The sequence below is a fragment of the Caballeronia sp. INML1 genome, from assembly GCF_023631085.1.
Lineage (GTDB): Bacteria > Pseudomonadota > Gammaproteobacteria > Burkholderiales > Burkholderiaceae > Caballeronia > Caballeronia turbans.
On record NZ_JALQDT010000056.1, the window covers coordinates 235,038 to 254,974 of the forward strand.

17 protein-coding genes and 2 pseudogenes are annotated in these 19,937 nt (G+C 59.1%); 10 read left to right on the forward strand and 9 right to left on the reverse strand.

What is annotated here, in order from left to right; translation table 11 throughout:
- Positions 1-93: 93 nt before the first annotated feature.
- The 3 genes and pseudogenes from NCR38_RS22135 to NCR38_RS22145 form a co-directional block, all read left to right on the forward strand.
- Positions 94-324 (forward strand): annotated as a pseudogene (locus NCR38_RS22135) (MFS transporter); the annotation flags it as partial.
- 52 nt (positions 325-376) lie between these two features.
- On the forward strand, positions 377-2,143 hold the full coding sequence (locus NCR38_RS22140; RefSeq protein WP_250477596.1) for a recombinase family protein: 1,767 nt from the start codon (positions 377-379) through the stop codon (positions 2,141-2,143).
- Positions 2,144-2,584: 441 nt separating this feature from the next.
- A pseudogene (locus NCR38_RS22145) lies at positions 2,585-2,746 on the forward strand (sorbosone dehydrogenase family protein); the annotation flags it as partial.
- 297 nt (positions 2,747-3,043) lie between these two features.
- Here the strand turns inward: NCR38_RS22145 and NCR38_RS22150 are convergent.
- The 5 genes from NCR38_RS22150 to NCR38_RS22170 all read right to left on the reverse strand — a co-directional run bounded on the left by NCR38_RS22150 (position 3,044) and on the right by NCR38_RS22170 (position 8,763).
- Positions 3,044-3,844 carry a hypothetical protein gene (locus NCR38_RS22150; RefSeq protein WP_250477597.1) on the reverse strand — a complete coding sequence of 267 codons (801 nt, stop codon included), beginning with the start codon at positions 3,842-3,844 and terminating at the stop codon, positions 3,044-3,046.
- A 210-nt stretch (positions 3,845-4,054) separates the two neighbouring features.
- On the reverse strand, positions 4,055-5,353 hold the full coding sequence (locus NCR38_RS22155) for a TAXI family TRAP transporter solute-binding subunit (RefSeq protein WP_250477652.1): 1,299 nt from the start codon (positions 5,351-5,353) through the stop codon (positions 4,055-4,057).
- 251 nt (positions 5,354-5,604) lie between these two features.
- On the reverse strand, positions 5,605-6,471 hold the full coding sequence (locus NCR38_RS22160) for a mechanosensitive ion channel family protein (RefSeq protein ID WP_061118576.1): 867 nt from the start codon (positions 6,469-6,471) through the stop codon (positions 5,605-5,607).
- Between the two features lie 1,279 nt (positions 6,472-7,750).
- Positions 7,751-8,320 carry a YSC84-related protein gene (locus NCR38_RS22165; RefSeq protein ID WP_061168043.1) on the reverse strand — a complete coding sequence of 190 codons (570 nt, stop codon included), beginning with the start codon at positions 8,318-8,320 and terminating at the stop codon, positions 7,751-7,753.
- 95 nt (positions 8,321-8,415) lie between these two features.
- Complete coding sequence (locus tag NCR38_RS22170) at positions 8,416-8,763, reverse strand: hypothetical protein (RefSeq protein ID WP_061167848.1); 348 nt, start codon at positions 8,761-8,763, stop codon at positions 8,416-8,418.
- A 1,017-nt stretch (positions 8,764-9,780) separates the two neighbouring features.
- Between NCR38_RS22170 and NCR38_RS22175 the strand changes: the two genes are divergently transcribed.
- Genes NCR38_RS22175 through NCR38_RS22185 form a run of 3 tightly spaced genes read left to right on the forward strand, consistent with a single transcriptional unit; the run spans position 9,781 to position 13,416 of the window.
- Positions 9,781-11,070 carry an LssY C-terminal domain-containing protein gene (locus tag NCR38_RS22175; protein ID WP_061118578.1) on the forward strand — a complete coding sequence of 430 codons (1,290 nt, stop codon included), beginning with the start codon at positions 9,781-9,783 and terminating at the stop codon, positions 11,068-11,070.
- Entirely contained in the window at positions 11,067-12,320 is a 1,254-nt protein-coding gene (locus tag NCR38_RS22180) for an LssY C-terminal domain-containing protein (protein WP_250477598.1), read from the forward strand. The genes NCR38_RS22175 and NCR38_RS22180 overlap by 4 nt, the downstream gene beginning before the upstream one ends.
- 7 nt (positions 12,321-12,327) lie before the next feature.
- On the forward strand, positions 12,328-13,416 hold the full coding sequence (locus NCR38_RS22185) for a hypothetical protein (protein WP_284502461.1): 1,089 nt from the start codon (positions 12,328-12,330) through the stop codon (positions 13,414-13,416).
- A 62-nt stretch (positions 13,417-13,478) separates the two neighbouring features.
- Here NCR38_RS22185 and NCR38_RS22190 read toward each other — a convergent pair whose 3' ends face one another.
- From NCR38_RS22190 to NCR38_RS22200, 3 genes are all read right to left on the reverse strand, one after another.
- A complete protein-coding gene (locus NCR38_RS22190) occupies positions 13,479-14,072 on the reverse strand; it encodes a hypothetical protein (protein ID WP_061118581.1) in 594 nt (197 codons plus the stop codon).
- A 34-nt stretch (positions 14,073-14,106) separates the two neighbouring features.
- Positions 14,107-14,580: a glycine zipper family protein gene (locus NCR38_RS22195; RefSeq protein ID WP_250477600.1), complete on the reverse strand. Its 474-nt coding sequence runs from the start codon at positions 14,578-14,580 to the stop codon at positions 14,107-14,109.
- 347 nt (positions 14,581-14,927) lie between these two features.
- On the reverse strand, positions 14,928-15,143 hold the full coding sequence (locus NCR38_RS22200; protein ID WP_061118584.1) for a DUF2950 family protein: 216 nt from the start codon (positions 15,141-15,143) through the stop codon (positions 14,928-14,930).
- 489 nt (positions 15,144-15,632) lie between these two features.
- Here NCR38_RS22200 and NCR38_RS34510 point away from each other — a divergent pair, with 489 nt between their 5' ends.
- From NCR38_RS34510 to NCR38_RS22220, 4 genes are all read left to right on the forward strand, one after another.
- Positions 15,633-15,938: a hypothetical protein gene (locus tag NCR38_RS34510; protein ID WP_409241436.1), complete on the forward strand. Its 306-nt coding sequence runs from the start codon at positions 15,633-15,635 to the stop codon at positions 15,936-15,938.
- A gap of 341 nt (positions 15,939-16,279) precedes the next feature.
- Complete coding sequence (locus tag NCR38_RS22210) at positions 16,280-16,843, forward strand: YSC84-related protein (RefSeq protein WP_250477601.1); 564 nt, start codon at positions 16,280-16,282, stop codon at positions 16,841-16,843.
- 545 nt (positions 16,844-17,388) lie between these two features.
- Positions 17,389-18,702, forward strand: coding sequence for a DUF2254 domain-containing protein (locus tag NCR38_RS22215; protein WP_250477602.1), 1,314 nt, complete (start codon positions 17,389-17,391; stop codon positions 18,700-18,702).
- A gap of 18 nt (positions 18,703-18,720) precedes the next feature.
- On the forward strand, positions 18,721-19,398 hold the full coding sequence (locus tag NCR38_RS22220; protein WP_250477603.1) for a carbonic anhydrase: 678 nt from the start codon (positions 18,721-18,723) through the stop codon (positions 19,396-19,398).
- 248 nt (positions 19,399-19,646) lie between these two features.
- Here NCR38_RS22220 and NCR38_RS22225 read toward each other — a convergent pair whose 3' ends face one another.
- Entirely contained in the window at positions 19,647-19,931 is a 285-nt protein-coding gene (locus NCR38_RS22225; protein WP_250477604.1) for a hypothetical protein, read from the reverse strand.
- Positions 19,932-19,937 lie beyond the last annotated feature (6 nt).

The following is a 19,937-nucleotide window of genomic DNA, read 5'->3' on the forward strand; positions in this document are numbered from 1 at the left end:
CTCGACGTCTCGACAGTCTCTTGCTGGCACGGAACAATGCGCTCCAGCAAAGCCAGTAGCGGCACGAAGCCGCACGTTCAGGAGACTTTCACGATGCACCCAGACAGCCCGACAGCCACCGCCCAGTTCGAAAACGCGACGTACGCGAAAGTGACCTTGCGTCTGCTGCCCTTTCTTTTCATCTGCTACGTCGCGGCCTATCTGGATCGCGTCAACGTCGGATTCGCGAAGCTGCAGATGCTCAACGACCTGAAGTTCAGCGAATCCGTGTACGGGCTGGGCGCAGGCATTTTCTTCATCGGCTATTTCCTGTTCGAGGTACCGTATCGAACGGAATATAGACTAATCTATATTCGCACGAGACGGAGAATTCGAGATGGCACGGGCCAGAAAGAAAGCGACGCCGGCGCGATCCAGCGCGGCGGCGCGCGTTTATAGCTATCTGCGCTTCAGCAATATCAGGCAGAAATCCGGAACGAGTATCCAGCGACAGGAAGAATACGCCCTGACCTGGGCGCACGAGCATGGCATGGAACTCGATCGCAGTCTGATGCTACGCGACGAGGGACGATCCGCCTATCACGAGGATCACGTAACCAAAGGCGCATTCGGCGAATTTTTGCGCGAGGTCGAAGCCGGTCATGTCCCGCCCGGTTCGGTGCTGATTGTCGAATCGATGGACCGCATGTCGCGCGCGACGGTCATCAGCGCGCTCACGCAACTGCTCTCGATCATAAGTCGCGGGATTACGGTCGTGACGATGGCCGACAAGCGCGAATACAGTCAGGACGGGATCAACGAAAACCCGTTCGATCTCATGTTCTCGATCATGCTCATGGTACAGGCGCGCACCGAGATCGCGAGTCGAGCGAAACGTATCCGCGCAGCCGCCCGCACGCGCGCGACGAACTGGATCGAGAAAAACGAGCGCAAGCGTGTCGCCGTCGGCAAGGATCCGGGTTGGGTCGAATACGATAACGAGGCCAACGAATATCGATTCTGGGAGCCGTTCAAAACGCCCCTATTGGCCCTGATCGGCTTCTTTCGTCAAGGCTATTCCATGCGCTGCTGTTTCGATCAATTAACAGCCGCTGGCATCCATTTACCGCCCGATCGTATCGTTAATGGCAAGGTCAAAAAAGGCGGATTGGCTAATACTATGCGGCTGCACGAGATCATCCAGAATCGCGCACTGATCGGCGAGAAGGTCATCCAGATCGAAGGACAGGACTATCCGATGCCCAACTACTATCCGGCATTGATGACTGAAGCCGAATTCGTCGAACTGCAGGCGCTGCGCACGCAACGCGGACGAACAGCCGGTACACGCTCCGAGATCGTCAGCTTTCTCACAGGGATGAGACTGACCTACTGCATGAAATGCCGCAGCGCGATCGCGAATCAAAACATTCTCAAGGGACGATCGTTACGCGAGGACGGACTACCGCAGGACGGTCATCGTCGACTCTATTGCACGAGCGCGACGCAATCGGACAAAACGAAGCGATGCGGGATCGGTAGTGTATCGATCGTTCCCGTGGAACGCGCAATCATGGACTATTGCAGCGATCAGATCAAGCTGACCTCGCTGTTCGTCGAGAACGACGATATCGCGCGCAACCTCAACGGTCTGCTGGTGCTCGCGCGTGGCGAAGTCGAAAAGACGAAGGCGCAGATCGATCGCATCAACGACGCGATCGCGATATCGGGCGGCGAGCTACCTTCGCTCGTGACGAAGCTCAAGGAACTCGAAGCGCAACTGCGAACGAAACAGGCGAACGTGGCCAAGCATGAGTTCGAACTGGTCGCCCTCGATCGAACGACTAGGCCCGCGATGGCTGATCGATGGTTAGAACTACGCGATGACATTACGAAACTCGATACGACTGCCCGCACGCAAGCGCGTCAACTCGTGCTCGACACGTTCAAGCGAATCGATATCAAGCCGGTCACGGAACGCGGCGAAGAACTGATAGAACTACGGCTGACCTCCAAGCATGACGTGATCCGCGGCTTTCGTATCGATCGGAAGACCGGCGCGTGGCATAGCGAAGTCATCGTCGATGATCCGAAGCATCAGGCATTGAAGCCGCGTCGCCAGCCGCGCGCCCGCAAACCGGCGGTGACAGCGGTCGCAGCTTAGTCCGTAATACCGTTCAGTGGAGCTTCGCCAGACGCCGCGCTCAGACCTATGAGCGCGGCGTTTGTTTTTGTGCGACCGATCCTAGCCTTCGATGCGACCGTCTCTAGCCGACCCAATTCAGCCATCCGACATGCGCTTCTCTCGAGGCCGGCTTTCGAAGGTACAGCGGACAATTGAACCCGCGCAAAACCAGCAACGATCGCCCGGCTTGCTCGACTCGCGCAAAGCGATCAGGAACTCGCCGCACACGAGGTGCCTCGGTCGGCGCGGGATTGAACGCGTCGACGCACCATCGTAACTACACAATGGGAACTGGCTGGCCATGGTTCACGCGGCCACGCGGGAGTTGTTAGCGGCTCATCGTGAGCTGGTCTATGTACTTCGCGACACCAGAAAACGCAAAGCGAAGGTCAGAAAGGATGTGACGTTTAATGCGATAAGCTGCCAGCGCAGTATCGGGGCGGCGCGTTCATCGGGGAGCACGGTAGCTGGGCCCGCTCGCCGCTGAGCGGTTATGTGGTCTCGTACATGTCCTTCCAGAATGGCAAGCCGGTCGGCGCGCCGAAGGATGTCGTGACGGGATTCGCGTCGTCGGATCAGAAGGGACGCGAGCCGGTGACATGGACTTGCGGCGGCCGTGATCTGCTGAGCTTGCACCATTTACCAGTCGTGCGGCGTCGCGATGTCGCGATAGTGCGCCTAGCGGCAGGTGAGATTATTCACGGCCTCATGATGAAACGCATAGCCGTGAACGTCGCCCGAGGCGCCTTCACATTGAATGCCGTGTCCACTGTAGGACATCGCTCGTGATCGTTCCGTCACGTTCGCCATCACATTCGGCGCATCACACCGAGCAAAGAGTATGGTAGGCAATGGCGATCACAATCCCCACCCGTTCGCTCAATGAGCTGGCGCAGGCGTGGCAGGCCGCGACTGGACCGTTTGCCGCAACACGACGTCCCGCTCGGGGTCAGGCATCGCAAGTATGGCGTGCATGGTCACCCGCATCGCCCAGCATGCGTCGACGGGAGGCACGCTTCGCGGATTGGCGGAAAAGGCCGAATAGCGCGCGACATTGCCGGGAGCATAGTCCAGCTCACGAAGCAGCGAGAGCTTGAGGCTTGTCTCCGCCTGCGCATATTGCTGCGGGCTCGGTGTGTCGAGCGTGGTCCCGGTTTGCGCCGCGCGAAGCGCTGCCAGCAGCATGCGGAAGTATCCGTCGATATCCGCGTCGGACATCGCGTCTAGCGAGACTCGATCAATCACCGCGTCCATCTCGTTTAGGCCGAAGCAGTCGGGAGGAACGAGGGTGTCAAGCACCTTGGCGATCAGCGCGACGTACTGCAGACGCAGTGCGGGCGCCATGCGTCCGAGTCCGTCGGCCAATGCCTCGGCGCGGGCGCCCGGGTTCAGCATGAGATCACTCTTGCGCTGGACGTTGCCGGCGACCGCCGGATCGCTGTTGATGCGCACGATCCACGCGAGAATCAGCTGCCCTTTTTCGGAAGCCGGATTAACGCCTTTCTCGACCAGCACTTCGTCATAGACAGACGACCTGGGATTCGACGTGGATGCCCCGGACTGAGCCATCGACGGCGCGACATAGCCCCAGAGTTCGTCGTACCGGAATGCGGCATTCGCCGCCGTTGCGCTGGCCAATGCAATAAGGCAGGCGGCCAGACCTGCGACCTTCGCTTTCATGTCTACCCCCCCCCGGGTCTCCTCAAACGCGTCTGCGCGCATGTCTTTATCAGGCTCTCACTATCACGATAGGTCAGCGCGCGCCATTGGCACAGCATTATCGAAGGTGGCGGGCTGGGAACAGTCCCTTCTAGTTGCCGCCTGCTCCTAAGGGACGCTGCTCAACAGCGTCATGTCGATGGCGTGGAAGATCGCGTGGGCGACGTGCCTCTAACCCTTCGCTCTCTGCGCCACATGCGCTATCCGGTCCCGCACGACCCCGATCGCCTGTTTCAGAGCATAGACATCCTGAAAATACCGATACGGAATCCGTATCCGGCTCGCGTTCGCGTCGATGCTCTCGATCTCGTCGCTCCATTGTGCAATTTGCAAGCGGGTCGGCTCGGTGCTGTTCCACACTTCATCTTCGAGTGCTTTGATCTCGCGATACCAAACCACGAGCCGCTTTCTCATCCGAGTCTCGACCATGCGCGGCAATGCCTGAAGCAGACCGATGAGGAGCGCCGCGAACGGCACGAGGATCAACAGCCGTCGTTCGATCAGACTCGCGAGCCAGAACGGCAGATTGCGGTACAGGAATGGCTGGCCGGATTTGAAGTAGCGAACGCTCTCATCGGAGATCGGGAATTCTTCGGTGTTCGTGTTCGGAAACGTGCCAAGCGGCGTGAAGTAATGTTCATGACCGTGGACGATGCGCGCCGCGTCGAGCAGCATATAGATGAGCGCCGGATGCATTGTGTCTTTCGATACGAGCAGCGCTGTTGCCGCGAGCAGCGTGACGTCGGTGCGCGGTAGGTCTTCGGCGATACTCGTTGATGCGCGCGGTAAGACGATTTTTGCAAGCGACGGGATTTTTTGAACCAGCGCATCGGCCTGCGAGAAACTCATCAACTTGAGACTGCTGTTCAGCAGCGTCTTCTGCATCTCGGCGTCCGGCCGCCCAATGAAGAAAGCAGCGTCGATTTGCCCGGTTTCGAGCCGCTGATAAGCCGCGGGCGCATCCATTTGCAGTAGTGTGGAATTCTGGCTCGTGACGCCGCTATAGCCGAGCAGCAACTGCGCGACGTTGAGCAGGCCACTGCCGGGCACGCCCATCGAAATTCTTTTGCCGCGCAATTGCGAGAGCTGGTCAACCGCAGTCTCGCCACGATAGAACACCCAGATGGGTTCATACGACACAGCGGCAATGGTCTGCAGTTTGTCGGTCTCTTTCGGACTCACGGTTCCCGACTGGATGAAACCGACGTCGTAGACGCTCTTCGGCTCCCTCAATCGTTCGTAATTTTCCACCGAGCCGGAAGAACCGCGTATATCCAGCTTGATGCCCGCACGCTTTAAGATGGGCGCGTAGCGATCCGCAAAGCCGCGATAAATGCCGTTGTCCGCGCCACTGGTCATCACGATGGTGCGCTGGAAAGCGGGTTCGACCACGATCATCATCAGCCAGCCGGAGGCGGCCGACAGAGCGACCAGGCCGATGGCCAGCAGGCGCCGCCTCGCCGGGGTCATGGGAGTTTTCTGGCTGCGTTGCAGCGCTGGATTGTGTCTGGGCATCATTGCCCGGCGCTCCAGGTTTCGCCGCAGCACGGATCGCGGCGAAACCATGATCCGGTACGGGAGAAATGCCTACGTTACCAACGAATGGAACGGCTTGGGGCGCAGGCACGGGAGTGCTGTCAAACCTGGTACCGGCCAGGTAGTGCTTAACGGACCGGTCGGAGCTTTCCGGCAGTCCCGGGAGCTCGGCGCGTGAGACACTCTTAGGCGGCGCGATCGCCGTGCAGCGGTAGCGGCGGCATTTGCGTGATGTGCGGATCCGGAGCCACCCGCCGTACAACGGGCGTGTCCGGCGTAGGATATCCCGCTTCTTCGAAGGTCGCTATGATCGCGCGATTGGTGTCGAAATAGACCTGCCAGTAGCTCTCTGTGTTGGTGTACGGCCGCACGCAGAGTAGCGGTCCTTCCGGTGTGAAGGAGAGCACTTCGACGTCCGGCGCGGGCGACTCCGTGACGTTTGGGATTCGCGCGACCGCAGCTTTTAATCGCGCGATTGCATCGAGTACATCGACGCCATTCGCGACTTTTGCGGTCAGCTCGACTCGCCGATGCGGCAGCAGGCTGAAGTTCAGGATTGTGTCGGAAAAGATCTTGTTGTTGCCGACAATCGCCGCGACGTTGTCGGGCGTGGTGATCGTCGTGCCGAACAGGCCGAGTTCGGTGACGGTGCCTGTGACGCCGCCGGCCGTTACGAAGTCGCCCACTTTGAACGGCCGTAACACCTGCATGAACACGCCCGCCGCAAAGTGCGCCAACAGTCCTCCCCATGCGGTGCCGATCGCGAGGCCCAGGCCAGCGAGCAGCGCAGCGAAGGAGGTGGTCTGAACCCCGAAGATCTGAAGGATCGCAAGAACGAGCAGCAGATTGAGAATGACGCCGAGGATCGAGCCGAGGTAGTGCGCGAGTGTGGGATCGACTCGGCCGTTGCGTGCAAGAAGTTTCCGCAACGCGCGAATGACGAGATTGATGAGCCAGCGGCCGACGATCCACACTGCGATGGCGCCGACCAGCATGATCGCGAAATCGACGCCACGCGTCATGATGAAAGCACGTACGGTCTCGAGGTTCATGTCTCGCTCCCGTTCTTCGTTCAGCGACAAAGCTGGGTGAGGCCCGTAACTGTTATAGGCGACTCGCCGCATGGCCGCAAGCCGATTCCGGGCCGGAGTATCGCCGCGCCTCCGTGGCTCAAGGCGTCTCGCTAATTCGAGCAGACGACGAACGAGCGCATGCTTAAGTGCTATGCCAAGGGCATGGAGGAACTTTTGGTCACCCTGCGCTCCCATCGGTCAGCGCTGGTCACTCAGCAACGCCGCGAACCGCGGATTGCCGGACGCGAGGGGCAGCGGCACGAAACACCGCCTAGTTCAATAACGCGTAGCCGCCACCTTGCCCCATAGCCGCGCCCACCGCCCCGCCTGCGCTTTTTCCGAAGGTGTTGTAGCAACAATCAAGCGCCCGACCGCCGCCGTTACACGGCGCTGCGCATAAGCTTGGCGCTGGTGCTACGTCTCATGGCAAAGCGCTCCCACAAATTCGATCCAACCTGGCTGCAAACTGACTGCTAGCCTTATAGGCCGCTGACGCTATCCCCATCACCTCTGCAACGCGCTGCTGCAAGTCGAGGCCCACGCGATCGGCAACGTTCTCTTACGACCTGACCTTTGTGCTCGTGGCCAACCAACCGCGCGAGCTCTCATTGGGTGCCCATGACGCCCGGCGCACAGGTCAACGGCTTTACGGCTAGTCCGCAGGCTCCCTGAGAGCCATCTTTTACGGTCATGTCTCACCGTGCGAGGCATGCATGAAAAACCCGCGCCCGCTCAGCCTCCGCTATCACCCGCTTCTTGATTACGGACCGGCTAGTCGACGCATACCCCAAAGCGACATTCACCAACTTCCTGCGGATGTGACCGTTCCCAGAGTGCAGCTGTCGTTCATCTCGTCGAGTCCCGTTAAATGCGGCGCGATGAAATCGTCCGCTTGGGCCGGTCAGTTCCAAAAGGACCAAATGACGACGTGTTCAATCCATCCACGCCGCCCCCGGCAGGCGATGCTTTGATGCGTCGGTAGCCCATCGGCAACAAGTTCATTTTGGCGTCGGCAGCAACATACAACGTTCATCGACGCGCACCGTCGCGTTGCTACCCGCCTCATCCAATTTAGGCTTGAGCCCCGCGTTGAAGGCGCCACGCTCCATTGTCGTTAAAGCGCATGCAATCTGCCGCCGTAGAAGTGCACCGCGAGAAATACATGCCGAGGGAGGGTGCGGTAGGGCGCTTTCCTGCGTTCACCCCATCGCACCCGATCCTCACCGTTGATTCGACGCACCGTATAGCCGTTCGGCTATCAGATATCGAGCTTGCTAACTTTTGTTCCTTCGAAGCTGAGATTGGCCATCAGGCCGGAGTTCGTCAGCACGAACCCAACAATCGGCGCATTCGTCGTTGCCGTGTCGAGCGCACCGTTGGCGCCGGTCTTGGCCACCGCTACCGAGCCATCCACGCCCGCTGTCCAACCCTTATCGCTCGTGCGGAATTTTTCGAGCGCGTCCTGGGTCATGAACATCATGATCACCGCCTTGGACTGGGCGCCAATCTGCAGGCCAAAGGAAGCGGTACTGGTCTTGTAGTAGCCGACGGACGTGCCTGCCTGACGGAGCGCGCCTTCGCCGTACTCGCCGCCGACCACCAGGCCTGCGGCAAGCACCGACGGAAAGACCAGGATACCCTTGGCCTTGGCGGCTTGCGCCTGCGCGCCCGGTGTCGAACTGTAGAGCTTGTTGAGGGCGCCATCGACGCCGGCATCGATTTCCTTGCGCTTGCTGGCTGCTTCGGTCGGCGTCGAGGTCGAGCCACAAGCGGCCAGCGAGCTGGCGAGGGCGATAGCAGTGAGCGAAAAGAAGGTGCGACGATTCATGAGACTCTCCTCGATCGAACTGTGCAAGATTGAGATTTGAAGCGTCTGGAGTTGCTGCTCATAGAGAAACGAAGACGCGTCGGCTGACGCACTGGCTAGAGGCAGCTGCCAACAGCGCCGCCGGCGTCGCCGCTACCTCCGGCACCCGGGCGAAAGCCCACCCACGTTTTGCTGTTGCCTGTCCAGGACGGCCGCACGAGCGCGGCTGCGCCATCCGGCGGCCGCTGGCCCGGAACATAGACGTCCATCGCCTGATTGTTCGCCACGATCACTTGCGATATCACTTGTTGCTGTGACTGATTCGCCCATCTCTGAGCGATGCATTGCGAGACTGCCGCGACCGACTGTTGACTTTCCCCGACCGATTGCGCGCTCGGAGGCATGGGTTGAGTTGCACAGGCTGACACGGCAATGGTTACGACGAGAAGCGGTAGCAATTTCATTTTTATCACCCTCCTGTTGAATTTCCATTTCCATCGCCTTATCGTAGGCTCTGGTTGACATGCGCAAAAGTTCGGAACGACGGCTGTTCGCACGCTTCTGGACAATGTGTTCGCATGATCGCCTGATGCGCGTTCACTGCGTTTTCCAGGAATGCGATCGGCCGTGAAGAAGCCGCTACCTGCTCCGTGGACATAGTGCTTTCTGGTTATTGCGCAACGTTGCACTTGAATAGCGCTCCCCTTTCTCGGCTAAGGCGACAACAAATCCGCGCAGATGTACGCGCGTTGCCTCATGGTCGCCCATCAGCATAAACGGGGCGATTCGAATTGAAGAACCAGCAGCACATATGGCTTGCCAATGAAAGCCGGCCGCTGATTTCGCGTTCGTAGCGCTCGTTTCGTTGTGTTGCAGCAGCGACCGCAGAAAGCAATTCCGTTCGCCGCCAGCGTCTACACGACAAAGCTCATAATCGGAACACCTGGCCCGAGTTCTCGCTCTCTTCGTTTTAATCAAGCCGGCGCGGGCTTTGAGCGAAACCGGAAGAAGCCGGTCGCACTCGGGCGGAGCCGTCTGTTTTACCAATGCAGTAGACCGTCACGCGATATGTCGACCAACCGAAAGCGTGGCTGCCGTCATCAACGTCCTTGAACAATCTGACTGTTGTAATAGGTCAGACAGTCCCGCGGTGCACAGAGCTCGTGGCTTTTAGACGACTGCTGAATTCTTCCAGGTTGATGGTATGAAAACGGGGGCGGGCAGGCGCTCATCTTTTCATGCAATATAGGCGGTATGCGTTTGGTTTTCCACCAAAGGCGTGCGAATTGTGCCCTTGACAAGTCCACCCGGAGGTCGGTGACTCCGTTCATACGAAGCGCTGCTCCTGGCGCTCGTTAATAGTGACGCGCGCCGGCCCGGACACTATAATCCATACGCATCACGAAAAACCTTGGCAGAGCGAATATCAATTCACACTAGCCCGCTGAGAGCCCCCCGACTCGCGGAAAAGAGGTGACGCGATGAACCGCATCGTGAATCGACTGCTGAGTGCAGTTGTTATCGCCTTGTTCCTGTGCAGTTGCGCCACTACACCGCAGAACGACAGCGCTCTGAACTATAAGAGCCGTGCCACGAGCCGCACGGAAGGCGGTCTCAGGGTTTACGCTTCGGTGCTTTCGGCCGAAGACAGCGTGGCGGTCTATGGCGCGCCATTAGCGCAAAAAGGAATTCAGCCCGTTTGGATCGAGGTGCAGAACGACGATCCGGTCAGCTATTTCCTGATGTCGCCAGGCCTCGATCCAAACTTCTTCCCGGCCTCCGAAGCGGCCGAAGCGTTTGCTGACAGCAAGGCCCTCGTTACCAAGGACGAACTCGACCAGCGCTTTCGCCGTCTCGCCTTTCACAACCCGGTCCTGCCTGGGCAAACCGTATCCGGATTCGTGCTCACGAACCTCCGTGAAGGTGCGAAGCTCGTTCAGCTCGATCTCGTTGCGAGCGGTGGCGCAAAGACATTCTCGATCCTGATGGTCGTGCCTGGCTTCCATGCCGATTATCATGTCAGCGCCGTGTTTCGCCGCGAGATCTATCCGCCTGAAAGAATCGTCGATTACACGGACGATGACGCCTTCCGCTCGGCGCTCGAAGCACTACCCTGTTGCGCGACCAACGAGGACGGTTCGAAAAATGGCGATCCGCTCAATCTCGTCATCGTGGGTGGCCTCGATGATGCGTTTCCCGCACTCGTGCGGCGCGGCTGGACTCCAACCGAAGAGAAATGGTCGGGCGCAATCACGAAGACAGTCACGTCCGCGCTCTCCGGCGAGCGTTACATCAATGCGCCGGTGAGCGATCTGTATCTCTTCGGCCGCGCGCAGGATCTTGCGCTGCAAAAAGCACGCGACACGATTCACCAGCGCAATCACTTGCGGCTCTGGCTAAGCCCGATGCGCTACCGGGGCAAGCCTGTGTGGGTCGGACAGATCAGCCGAGACATTGGCGTGCGGCTTACGTGGCACTCGCCGACATTCACGACGCACAAGATTGACCCGGATGTCGACGAGGCGCGCACGGCGCTCGCGGAGGACATGGCGTACTCCCAGAACCTGCAGAAGATCGGATTCGCTCGGGGCGTCGGCGCCGCCCCGCAGGGCACAACGCGTCAGAATCTCACGACGGATCCGTATTACACCGACGGCTATCGAACGGTGCTCGTGTTCGACCGGCAGCCGACGTCGCTCTCCGAAATCGAATTCTTTCCGTGGGAGGCGGCCGCCCGGCTCAACGCGCACCCCTCGGGAGCAAAACGATGAGCGTATCGGCGGCGCTGCGACAGGGGTTGAGGCGTGCCTCCGGCTGCGTTGTCCTCGCGCCGATTCTCGCGGGCTGCGCGACCTGGACGGCGCCGACCAGCATCGACGACGCGCCGCTGCGCGAGCGTGCGGTGAGCGCAACGAAGCAGGACGCGAATGTAAGCGTGGCCGTGCTAAGCACCGACGACAGCAAGCGCATGTTCGGCGCAGATATGACCAAGGCCAACATCCAGCCGGTGTGGGTGGAAGTCGAGAACCGGACGTCGCAGAACTTGTGGTTGCTGCACTCCGGAACCGATCCGGATTACTTCTCGCCGCTCGAAGTAGCGTGGTCCATGCACACGCTGCTCGGAGGTGCGACGAACGAAAGTATCGACGATCACCTGGACAAACTGGGATTCAGAAATCCCATCCCCGCTGGCGAAACGCGTACCGGGTTCCTGTTCACCAACCAGGACCGGCAGATCAAATTGGTCAATATCGATTTGTTCGGCAGCAAAACGCTGATCCCTTTCTCCGTGTTCGTGCCGGTACCGAACGACGCCGGAGACGCGCGCTTCGCGCTGACACCGTTCCGGTATTCCGAGTCAGCAATCACCGACTATCACGATCTTGCTTCGTTACGTGCGGCGCTCGAACGCATGCCGTGTTGCGCCACGGACGCAAAAGGCACGACCGAAGCGGACCCGCTGAACGTGATTATTATTGGTACCCTGGGCGATATAGGCACTGCAATGGTTCGGCGCGGCTATCGTCGAGAATTGCGTGACACGGACCTTGCGCAAGCGCTGTTTGGACGCAGACCCGACGTCGTCCTGCGCAAGGAAGCGCAAGCGGGCGCGCCTTCCACTACGTTGCGCGCATGGCTCGCGCCCATCCGGTTCAACGGCAGCTGGGTGTATCTGGCGCAATGTGGACGGCCCATCGGCGGCCGCTTCGCGCATCACGATGCGGCAAGCCCCGCGTTGCATGGCGACGTCGACGAGGCGCGCAACTTTCTGATCCAGGACATGATGTATTCGGGTGGTCTGGAGCAGCTCGGCTTCGTGTACGGCGTAGGGGCGGCGCCGCCCGCAAACCCGCGAGCAACGCTGAACGGCGCGTCGTATTACACCAATGGGCTGCGTGCCGTCATGTTCTTCGCCACCCGCCCGCTCAACTTCACCAACGTGCAAATTCTAGACTGGGTGCCTTACCTTGAGCAGCGCAAAACCGGTGCACGCGAGGAGCAGGGCGATGCCGGCGAATAGCTCCGTCATGAGGCCACGCAGAGGCGTCGCCCGTCTCGTGGCCGCCCTTGCCTGCGTTGCGCTCGTGGCGTGCGCAACGAAGCCGCTCGTCCCCTACACGACGAATACGCCTCCGCTCGCGCTCGTTCCCGCATCTCAAGCGGGTGTGCTGGACAAGCGGTCACGCTTTCGCGAGACATTCTGCGCGGTGCTCGAAGCACACGGCAAGGCGCTTCCCGACTACCGTCCCTGTGAAGACGCACTGACACGCGTCGGTACCGAGCCCGCTGGCATCGGCGCGCCTGTGGATCTGGGTGAATCGAAGCGTCACCTCATCGCGGCAGTGGTTCCCGGCATCGGTTATGACTGTTTCAAGCCGTGGTTGAATTCGCAGAACGCCGTCGCGAAACACGTGCAGCAATTTGGATACGACGCCATCATGCTCAACGTCGATGGCCTGTCGAGTTCGAAGAACAACGCACGTCAGATCCGCGACGCCATTCTGGCGATGCAACTGTCCAGCGAGCCAGGTGTACTCGTGCTGGTCGGTTACTCAAAGGGCGCCGCCGACATCCTGCAGGCTGTTGTCGAGTATCCGGAGATCCGAAGCCGAGTGGCGGCCGTCGTGAGCGCGGCGGGCGCGGTTGGCGGATCGGCGCTCGCCAACGATGCAGAGCAGTATCAGGCCGACATGCTGCGGTACTTTCCCAGCGCGACCTGTACGTCGGGCGACGGCGGCGCCGTAGAAAGCCTGCGTCCGGCGACACGCCAGGGCTGGATGGCGCAGCATCCCCTACCAAAAGAGCTACGCTATTTCTCGCTCGTAACGTTTCCCCAGCCGGAACGCATATCGTCGATACTCAAATCGAGCTACGACAAACTTTCGCAAATCGATGCGCGCAACGATAGCCAAGTCATCTTCTACGATCAAATCGTACCGGGAAGCGCGCTGCTCGCCTTTATGAATGCCGACCACTGGGCGCTGGCCGTGCCCATTGCCAGAACGCACAGCACAATCGCCGCGCTGTTCGTCACGCAGAACGCATATCCTCGTGAGGCGCTGACTGAAGCAATTCTGCGCTTCATCGAGGAAGATCTCGCGACCTCCGGAAAGTGACGCTGCGCACCTGCGCAAAGCCAGGTCTATACGGCGGACTCAAAGCATCATCCCCACCCGTTCTACTTCATTGTGGCCGGTTCGACAGATACGGCCAATGCTTCGGTGTAGACAGCTTTGATCTGATCGCCCTTCTTTATGCGCTTGAGACGCTCGGGGTCTTCGACATGAAGATCGATCGTGTCGCCCTTGGGGCCCTTGAGCATCACCATCTGCGTCTTGGCATTCACCGCGACGACGTCCGCGATAACCGTCACTTCGCGACCGACCGTTCCTCCCGGCTTGGCGCCCGGAACCGAGCGTTCCGCGGACTGGCTCTCAGTCCGCGACGCCTCGCTCTTCTTGTCGAGCAGGCTCAGGCTCAGCGATTCGTGATAGGCGACCTTCACGGTATCGCCCACAGCCAGTTGGTCGAAATTGCGTACCTCGTCCGTGACCTCCAGCTCGATCACCTTGCCGGAACGCGTCTTGAGCGTGACGGTGCGCGTGGCGGCGTCGATGCCGACGATGGTAGCCGTCACCTTCGAGGTGCCCTGCACGGATGCTCCATTCTCGCTCTTTGTGACGTTCACGCTGGTCTCGGGCTCGGCGGTCCATGCGGTTCCGGATAGCACTAGACAAGCTGCGACAAACAGGCTCCTGCTCATGCGCTTCATTATTGTTGCTCCTGGGTTGAATGAATGGGCAATTTCACTTGATCGTATAGCCACGGCCCTGCATGCAGGCCGCATAAGCGCGGTAGTACGTGTCCATCGCGCCCTGTGATTGCGCTTGCGTATTCGCCTGCTGCGCGCGACGGTTCTGTCGTGCGCGTGAACCGCCCACCATAGTGCCGGCTGTCGCGCCGACCGCCGCGCCCTTTCCCGCATCGCCCGCAATGGCCCCGACTACTGCGCCTCCCGCCGCACCGCGTGCGGCTCCCTGGACGCGTTCTCCGCCGCCCACCGCCGGACCGCTTTGCGGCGGGGGCGCTGCAGAAGCCGTCGCGGGGTCAATACCCGTGTTGCTCTTTGCCCAGCTGTAGCACGCACCGTCGTCCTTCTGTTGTTGCTGAGCGCTTTGGCCTTTCGCCGGATACGGTATCGGCTTGCTTTGCGCAATCGCATCCAGCGCGAGCAGCACCATCAGCGCGACACACAGCTGGTGAGTTTTCTTCGCATTCATGCCGACTCCTTTGACTCGTTTTAGAGCGATCGACATGCGACATGTAGGGTCCATTGGGCTCGTCCTCGCGGCCAGACGACCCATCGGGATCGCGTTCCGTCGGTGCTCGGGATTTCCCGCTATCCTTCTGATAAACGCCGCTGTTGCTGCTCAGATGAACGTCGTCACTTCGCTCGTGCCGTATTGCGCCGTGTAGGCGACCATCGCGAAGCCCGCGAGCAGCGACCGTTGATCACACAGCTGAAAGCACCGCCCGGTGCGTTCTGGCCTTGCAGCTTCGGATGCGAAAGTGGTAGCCGCGGTATGCGTCGCGGGAAGTGCGATGCGTAACGAATGCGCGCTCGAGGCTATCGGCGCAGCGAGCGGGTATTGCGGCACGCCGTCGCCCATCCGTCGCGCGAAGTGTACTCACGTTTCGCATCAAGATAGGCGCTCAACACCTTGATCGCTTCGCGCTCCTTCGCGCCGACGCGGGGATCTAATACGTAAGACTCGACGCGCAGCCGAATCTTCACGATCTCATCATTACTGCCACTGTGCGCCGCAGTGATCCGTTTGTTCATATCGATCTGCGGCCGCGCCCATCGCGAATGAGATCACCGCAACTTCAATCGCTGGACTCACACGTTTCACGGCAGTCCCGGCATCTTGAGCTGACACGGACTTCCTCTTGTGCTTTTGTCTCGTCGGCAAAATAAAAGTGTCGAGCATCACTCCCGTAATTTAAGAACATATTCCGAGCAATACAAGCGATTTTTAGTGAACGGGACCGACACATTTTCCACGTTTTCGTGGCTCGCGATTCACCAATCAGCCCGTGTTCCAAATATGGAGGTCGCCCGCAACCAGTTCTCCCAAGCCGCTTAATAATTAATTCATTTAAACGTCACCTAATTCCCGCGGCGTCGCTGGGTAAGGGAATATTTGTGACACACTTATCATGCGGACCATGAGGAGTTGCTGTGCCAGTCAATGCGAGGACAATTCAGCGCATCAAACTCAAACGCAACCAGGTCACTGAATTCTTCGCTAGGCGCGAGCCTTTGTAGTTTGTGGTCGAAACGACCGGTGGCCGCACGCTGCAGGGCTGGACAACTGAAGAACCTCGACCACGACTTGAGGCTCATTGCCCCGCGCTCGGTGCCGTCCCTTCGTTTTGGGTGACAAGACTGACGCCGCCGCGCGGGCGATCTGGACAGCTGATCAGCAGCCCGATGCGCGGTTTGTTGCCGTTAAAACAGAAGCACAGTAGGCAATTCTCGCGCTACAGCGGGCAACTGATGAAGACCTGGCAAGGCGTGCAGCAAGTGATGGATTTCGTCGCCGGCCTCAAATACGCCCGCGGACCGGGCGGCTGACTTATGTTTGGTTAAAAAGCTTCCCGGTCTCGCGATCGGCGACGGAATTTTACGCACCGGCGAGAAACGCAGCCTATACTGAAAGACGGCGCGAATTCAGAGCACTGATGCGCGTCGACCGCTCACGGACGACTTTCGTCTTTGCAACCGTGACTCGCGGCTTTCCGGGCCCGCTTCTGCGGGCCTTTTTGTGCGGACCGACTTCACACGAAGGTCCTCGGCGTCGTGCAGTTCCGATATTCATACCGATTGTGTGAACGGGGACCAGGAGTTAAAAGCGCCGATTTGGGTGGGTGTGGGTCGGCAGTGCGCCAATGCGATCAATCCATGGAGAACACATCATGCTCAAACGTCTGATACTGACGCTCACAATCCTTTTGATGTTGCCTACTTCCGCCGCTCTTGCAGACGAATATACGGCCACGCTCAACCTGTTCAAAAACGCGGGAGAAAGCGGCAATCTTCTGCACAGTGCCTATGGCTACGCTGTGTTTCCGAAGATTGGCAAGGCCGGGGTCGGCATAGGCGGTGCCCACGGCAAGGGCCGCGTCTATGAGAAAGGGAAATATATCGGCGATACATCCATGACTCAGCTCACTGTCGGCTTGCAACTAGGCGGCCAAGTGTACAGTGAACTCATCTTGTTCCAGGACGAACGATCCCTCAAAGAATTCACCAATGGCAACTTTGAATTCGGTGCAGATGCCAATGCGATCGCGATCACTGCGGCAGCTGGCGCACAGGCAGGCACGGCGGGGACGTCTGCTAATGTAAGCGGCGGCAAGAAAGATGCCAAAACTACAGGCGCCTATCGAAAAGGGATGGCTGTATTCACGGTGGCCAAGGGTGGGCTGATGTATGAGGCAAGCGTTGGCGGCCAGAAATTCTCGTACAAGCCTCGTTGATTTTCGCTTGATAAAAGGTATGCGCCGACAAAGCGCGAAATTATATGAACGGCGCCGCCAGGCTGGAAGGTGCGCATGCGGTGGATCCTCACGTCAGAGTGCCGACATTGGAAGACCACGAGGTCTTCACTGGTAACCAGAGGATCCAAAGTGAACTATACGACAGTGGCCGTAATTATGGTCGAAACCGTGCACAGGTCGATCAAGCGGTCGGCGTGTCTCGAGCATTTGCGCACCGTGTCTCTAATCGGGATGGAAGCTCGCGGGAGCCCAGCGCCTGACCAGCGCGCTGTCCAAGATGGGGCACAGAGTTAAATTGATGCCCGCAAAGTTCATTAAGGCCTTCGACATCGGTAACAAGAACGATCCTGCAGATGCGCGGACGATCTGGATGGTGACAGATGCCGAGCAAGCCGTTACCGTCAAAACGAGGGCTAGCGAGCGGTCCTTGCCATGCATCGTACGCGCCAACAGATGTGCATGCGGCTTGCCAAACCGCGAAGACTCTGGTCTCTGCTGCAAATGGATCTTAGGGGAGAGCATACATGGGCTGGAATCGCTGGTACAGCTTAAAGAGCTACCTAAGATCCTCGCTGTGGGCTGTGCCGCTCATGGCAGTCGCGATCTATGCCGTGGTAAAACCTCTGACCGAAATGCTAGGAAGATGGATGATCAGGCAAGCGATCCTGGATCCGAAAACCGGCTTTCTTGGGCTTTCTATGACTGGGGCGCGGTCGTTGCTCGGTGACATCGTTTCCGCAGACCTAGGGTTTCTGGTGTTCACGTTTGGTTCGTTGCTCGTCGCAATCCAGGTCGCTGGCGGGCAGTATACTCCCCGGATAATCGCGACCACACTGCTGCGCGATAACGTGATCCGTACCATCTCCGGACTGTTCGTTTTCACGATGCTGTTCGCCGATAGAACACTGAGCTGGATGGGTGAAAACGAGGTACACCAACTTCAAGTGTTCATTGCAGCGATATTCGGATTCGCTTCAGTCGTCGCGTTCCTCTTTCTGATTGACTACGCCGCGAAATCTCTGCGTCCTGTAAGCCTCGTAGCACGCGTTGGGAAGCACGGGATGGCGGTCATAGAAAGCGTTTATCCCGCTCCGACTAGCGGTGCAACTATCCCGCTGGAAAGTGATAAAGAGCGAGGCGTACCTAATCGCATTGTCCTTCACCGCGGCGAATCTGGCATCGTTCTGGCCGTGAACTTGGAAAGGCTGGTGGCCAAGGCGCGGCGCACTGACTCAGTTATCGAATTTGTACCTCAAGTCGGTGATTTCGTCGCTGTGGGCGAACCCATGTTTTATTTGTACGGGAATTCTGGCGCAATCGATGAGGAAAGGCTACGCACACTGGTCGCTTTCGGGACGGAACGAACGATGGAGCAGGATCCTATGTTCGCGTTTCGCATCCTGGTCGATATTGCGCTCAAAGCGCTGTCGGCGGCCATCAACGATCCGACCACGGCCGTGCTTGCTATCGACCAGGTGCACCGACTATTGCGCGTGGTGGGGCAACGGTCGCTGCACATCGAGGAGATTGTGGATAGGTCAGGGCAGGTTCGGGTTATCCTACGGACGCCCAATTGGGAAGACTTCGTACATCTTAGTTTCCGCGAAATAAGACAATACGGCGCGGGCAGCATTCAAATCGCGCGTCGTTTGCGTGCTGCGATTGAGAATCTCGTCCAGTGCCTACCGGAACATCGACATGATGCATTACGCGTCGAGTTGGCACTGCTCGATCGCACGATCGTCTCGATGTTCTCGTTTCCCGAGGATCTGGCGTTGGCCCGTATCCCTGACTCGCAGGGGCTGGGAGGCTCCGCCACGTCGACAACACATGACTAGCCCTTTCGGAGGAAAAACATGGACAAACTCATAATGGGCATCGTTGAATTCCGCGAGAAACTGCTGCCGCAATACGCGGAACAGTTTACCAAACTGGCGCTCGCGCAGACACCTGATGCCCTCTTCATCACGTGCTCGGACAGTCGGGTTGTCCCGGACCTGCTTGCCTCGACCCATCCGGGCGATCTGTTCACGATGCGCAACGTTGGCAACCTGATTCCGCCGGCGACTGCGGAAGGAGTCTCTACCGGCGACCTTTCCGAGGCGAGCGCGATTGAGTACGCGGTGCTGGTGTTGAAAGTCTCGAATATTGTTGTGTGCGGGCATTCCGAGTGCGGTGCGATGAAAGCCGTGTATACACGCAACGCCAAGCTGAAAGCGCCGAACTTAGATAAATGGCTGTATCACGCCAACAACGCAGCGTTTCGCCTCGAACACGAAGGTCCGCTCGATGAAAGGCTGAAACCGCACGATCAATTGTCGCAACTCAACGTCCTTGTGCAGCTTGAGCATCTGATGACATACCCGATCGTCCACCAGCAAGTCGCCGCGGGCGCACTCGTGTTGAGCGGCTGGTGGTTCGATATTGCGAGTGGCGACATGTATGCCTATGAGCGCAGGAGCCGCTCATTTGAAGTCATCGACCGCGCGATGGCGGATCGGATGATAGCGCGCCTTGCTGCGCGGGCGCGGTGAAGTGCACGAAGATCTTCACCACAATTCCCATCACGGGTCGGCGGGCTAGCCACGGCGAGAATGGTTGTGCAATCAGGGCTCATTGGAAGCGCGACTGAAATGTTCTGCGCACGAAGGACCGCTGTCTGGTGCGGAGCCGACACTTGATTCCCGGTGAAGGGTCGGACTTGACGTCCGGAGATGGCCGGCTTTCTCCGCTCTCCGGAGAGCGACTTCAACCGACGTCCCGAAAAAAACGCTTACTGCGCTTAGTCCGGTTCTCGATCCGCGAAAAAGCCCTGGGGTCCGGACATGACCCGCAGGGCTTTCTTTCCAACCAGAAATCGGCGGTACGCTTCGACCGCAACGTCCCACACTTCCTCGGCCAGATCGTGACCGCTCTCGATGACTTCGCCGGTCGTTGGATCGATGACCGCGAGCGTCGCCGGCCGCCCGTCATCGGTCGTGATCGTGAAACCATCGCCTTCCTCGCCGACGATCACGGTATGCATGAGCGTTCCGTCGTCGAGCCGTTCCTGTTCGCGTTTTTCCATGGTCGT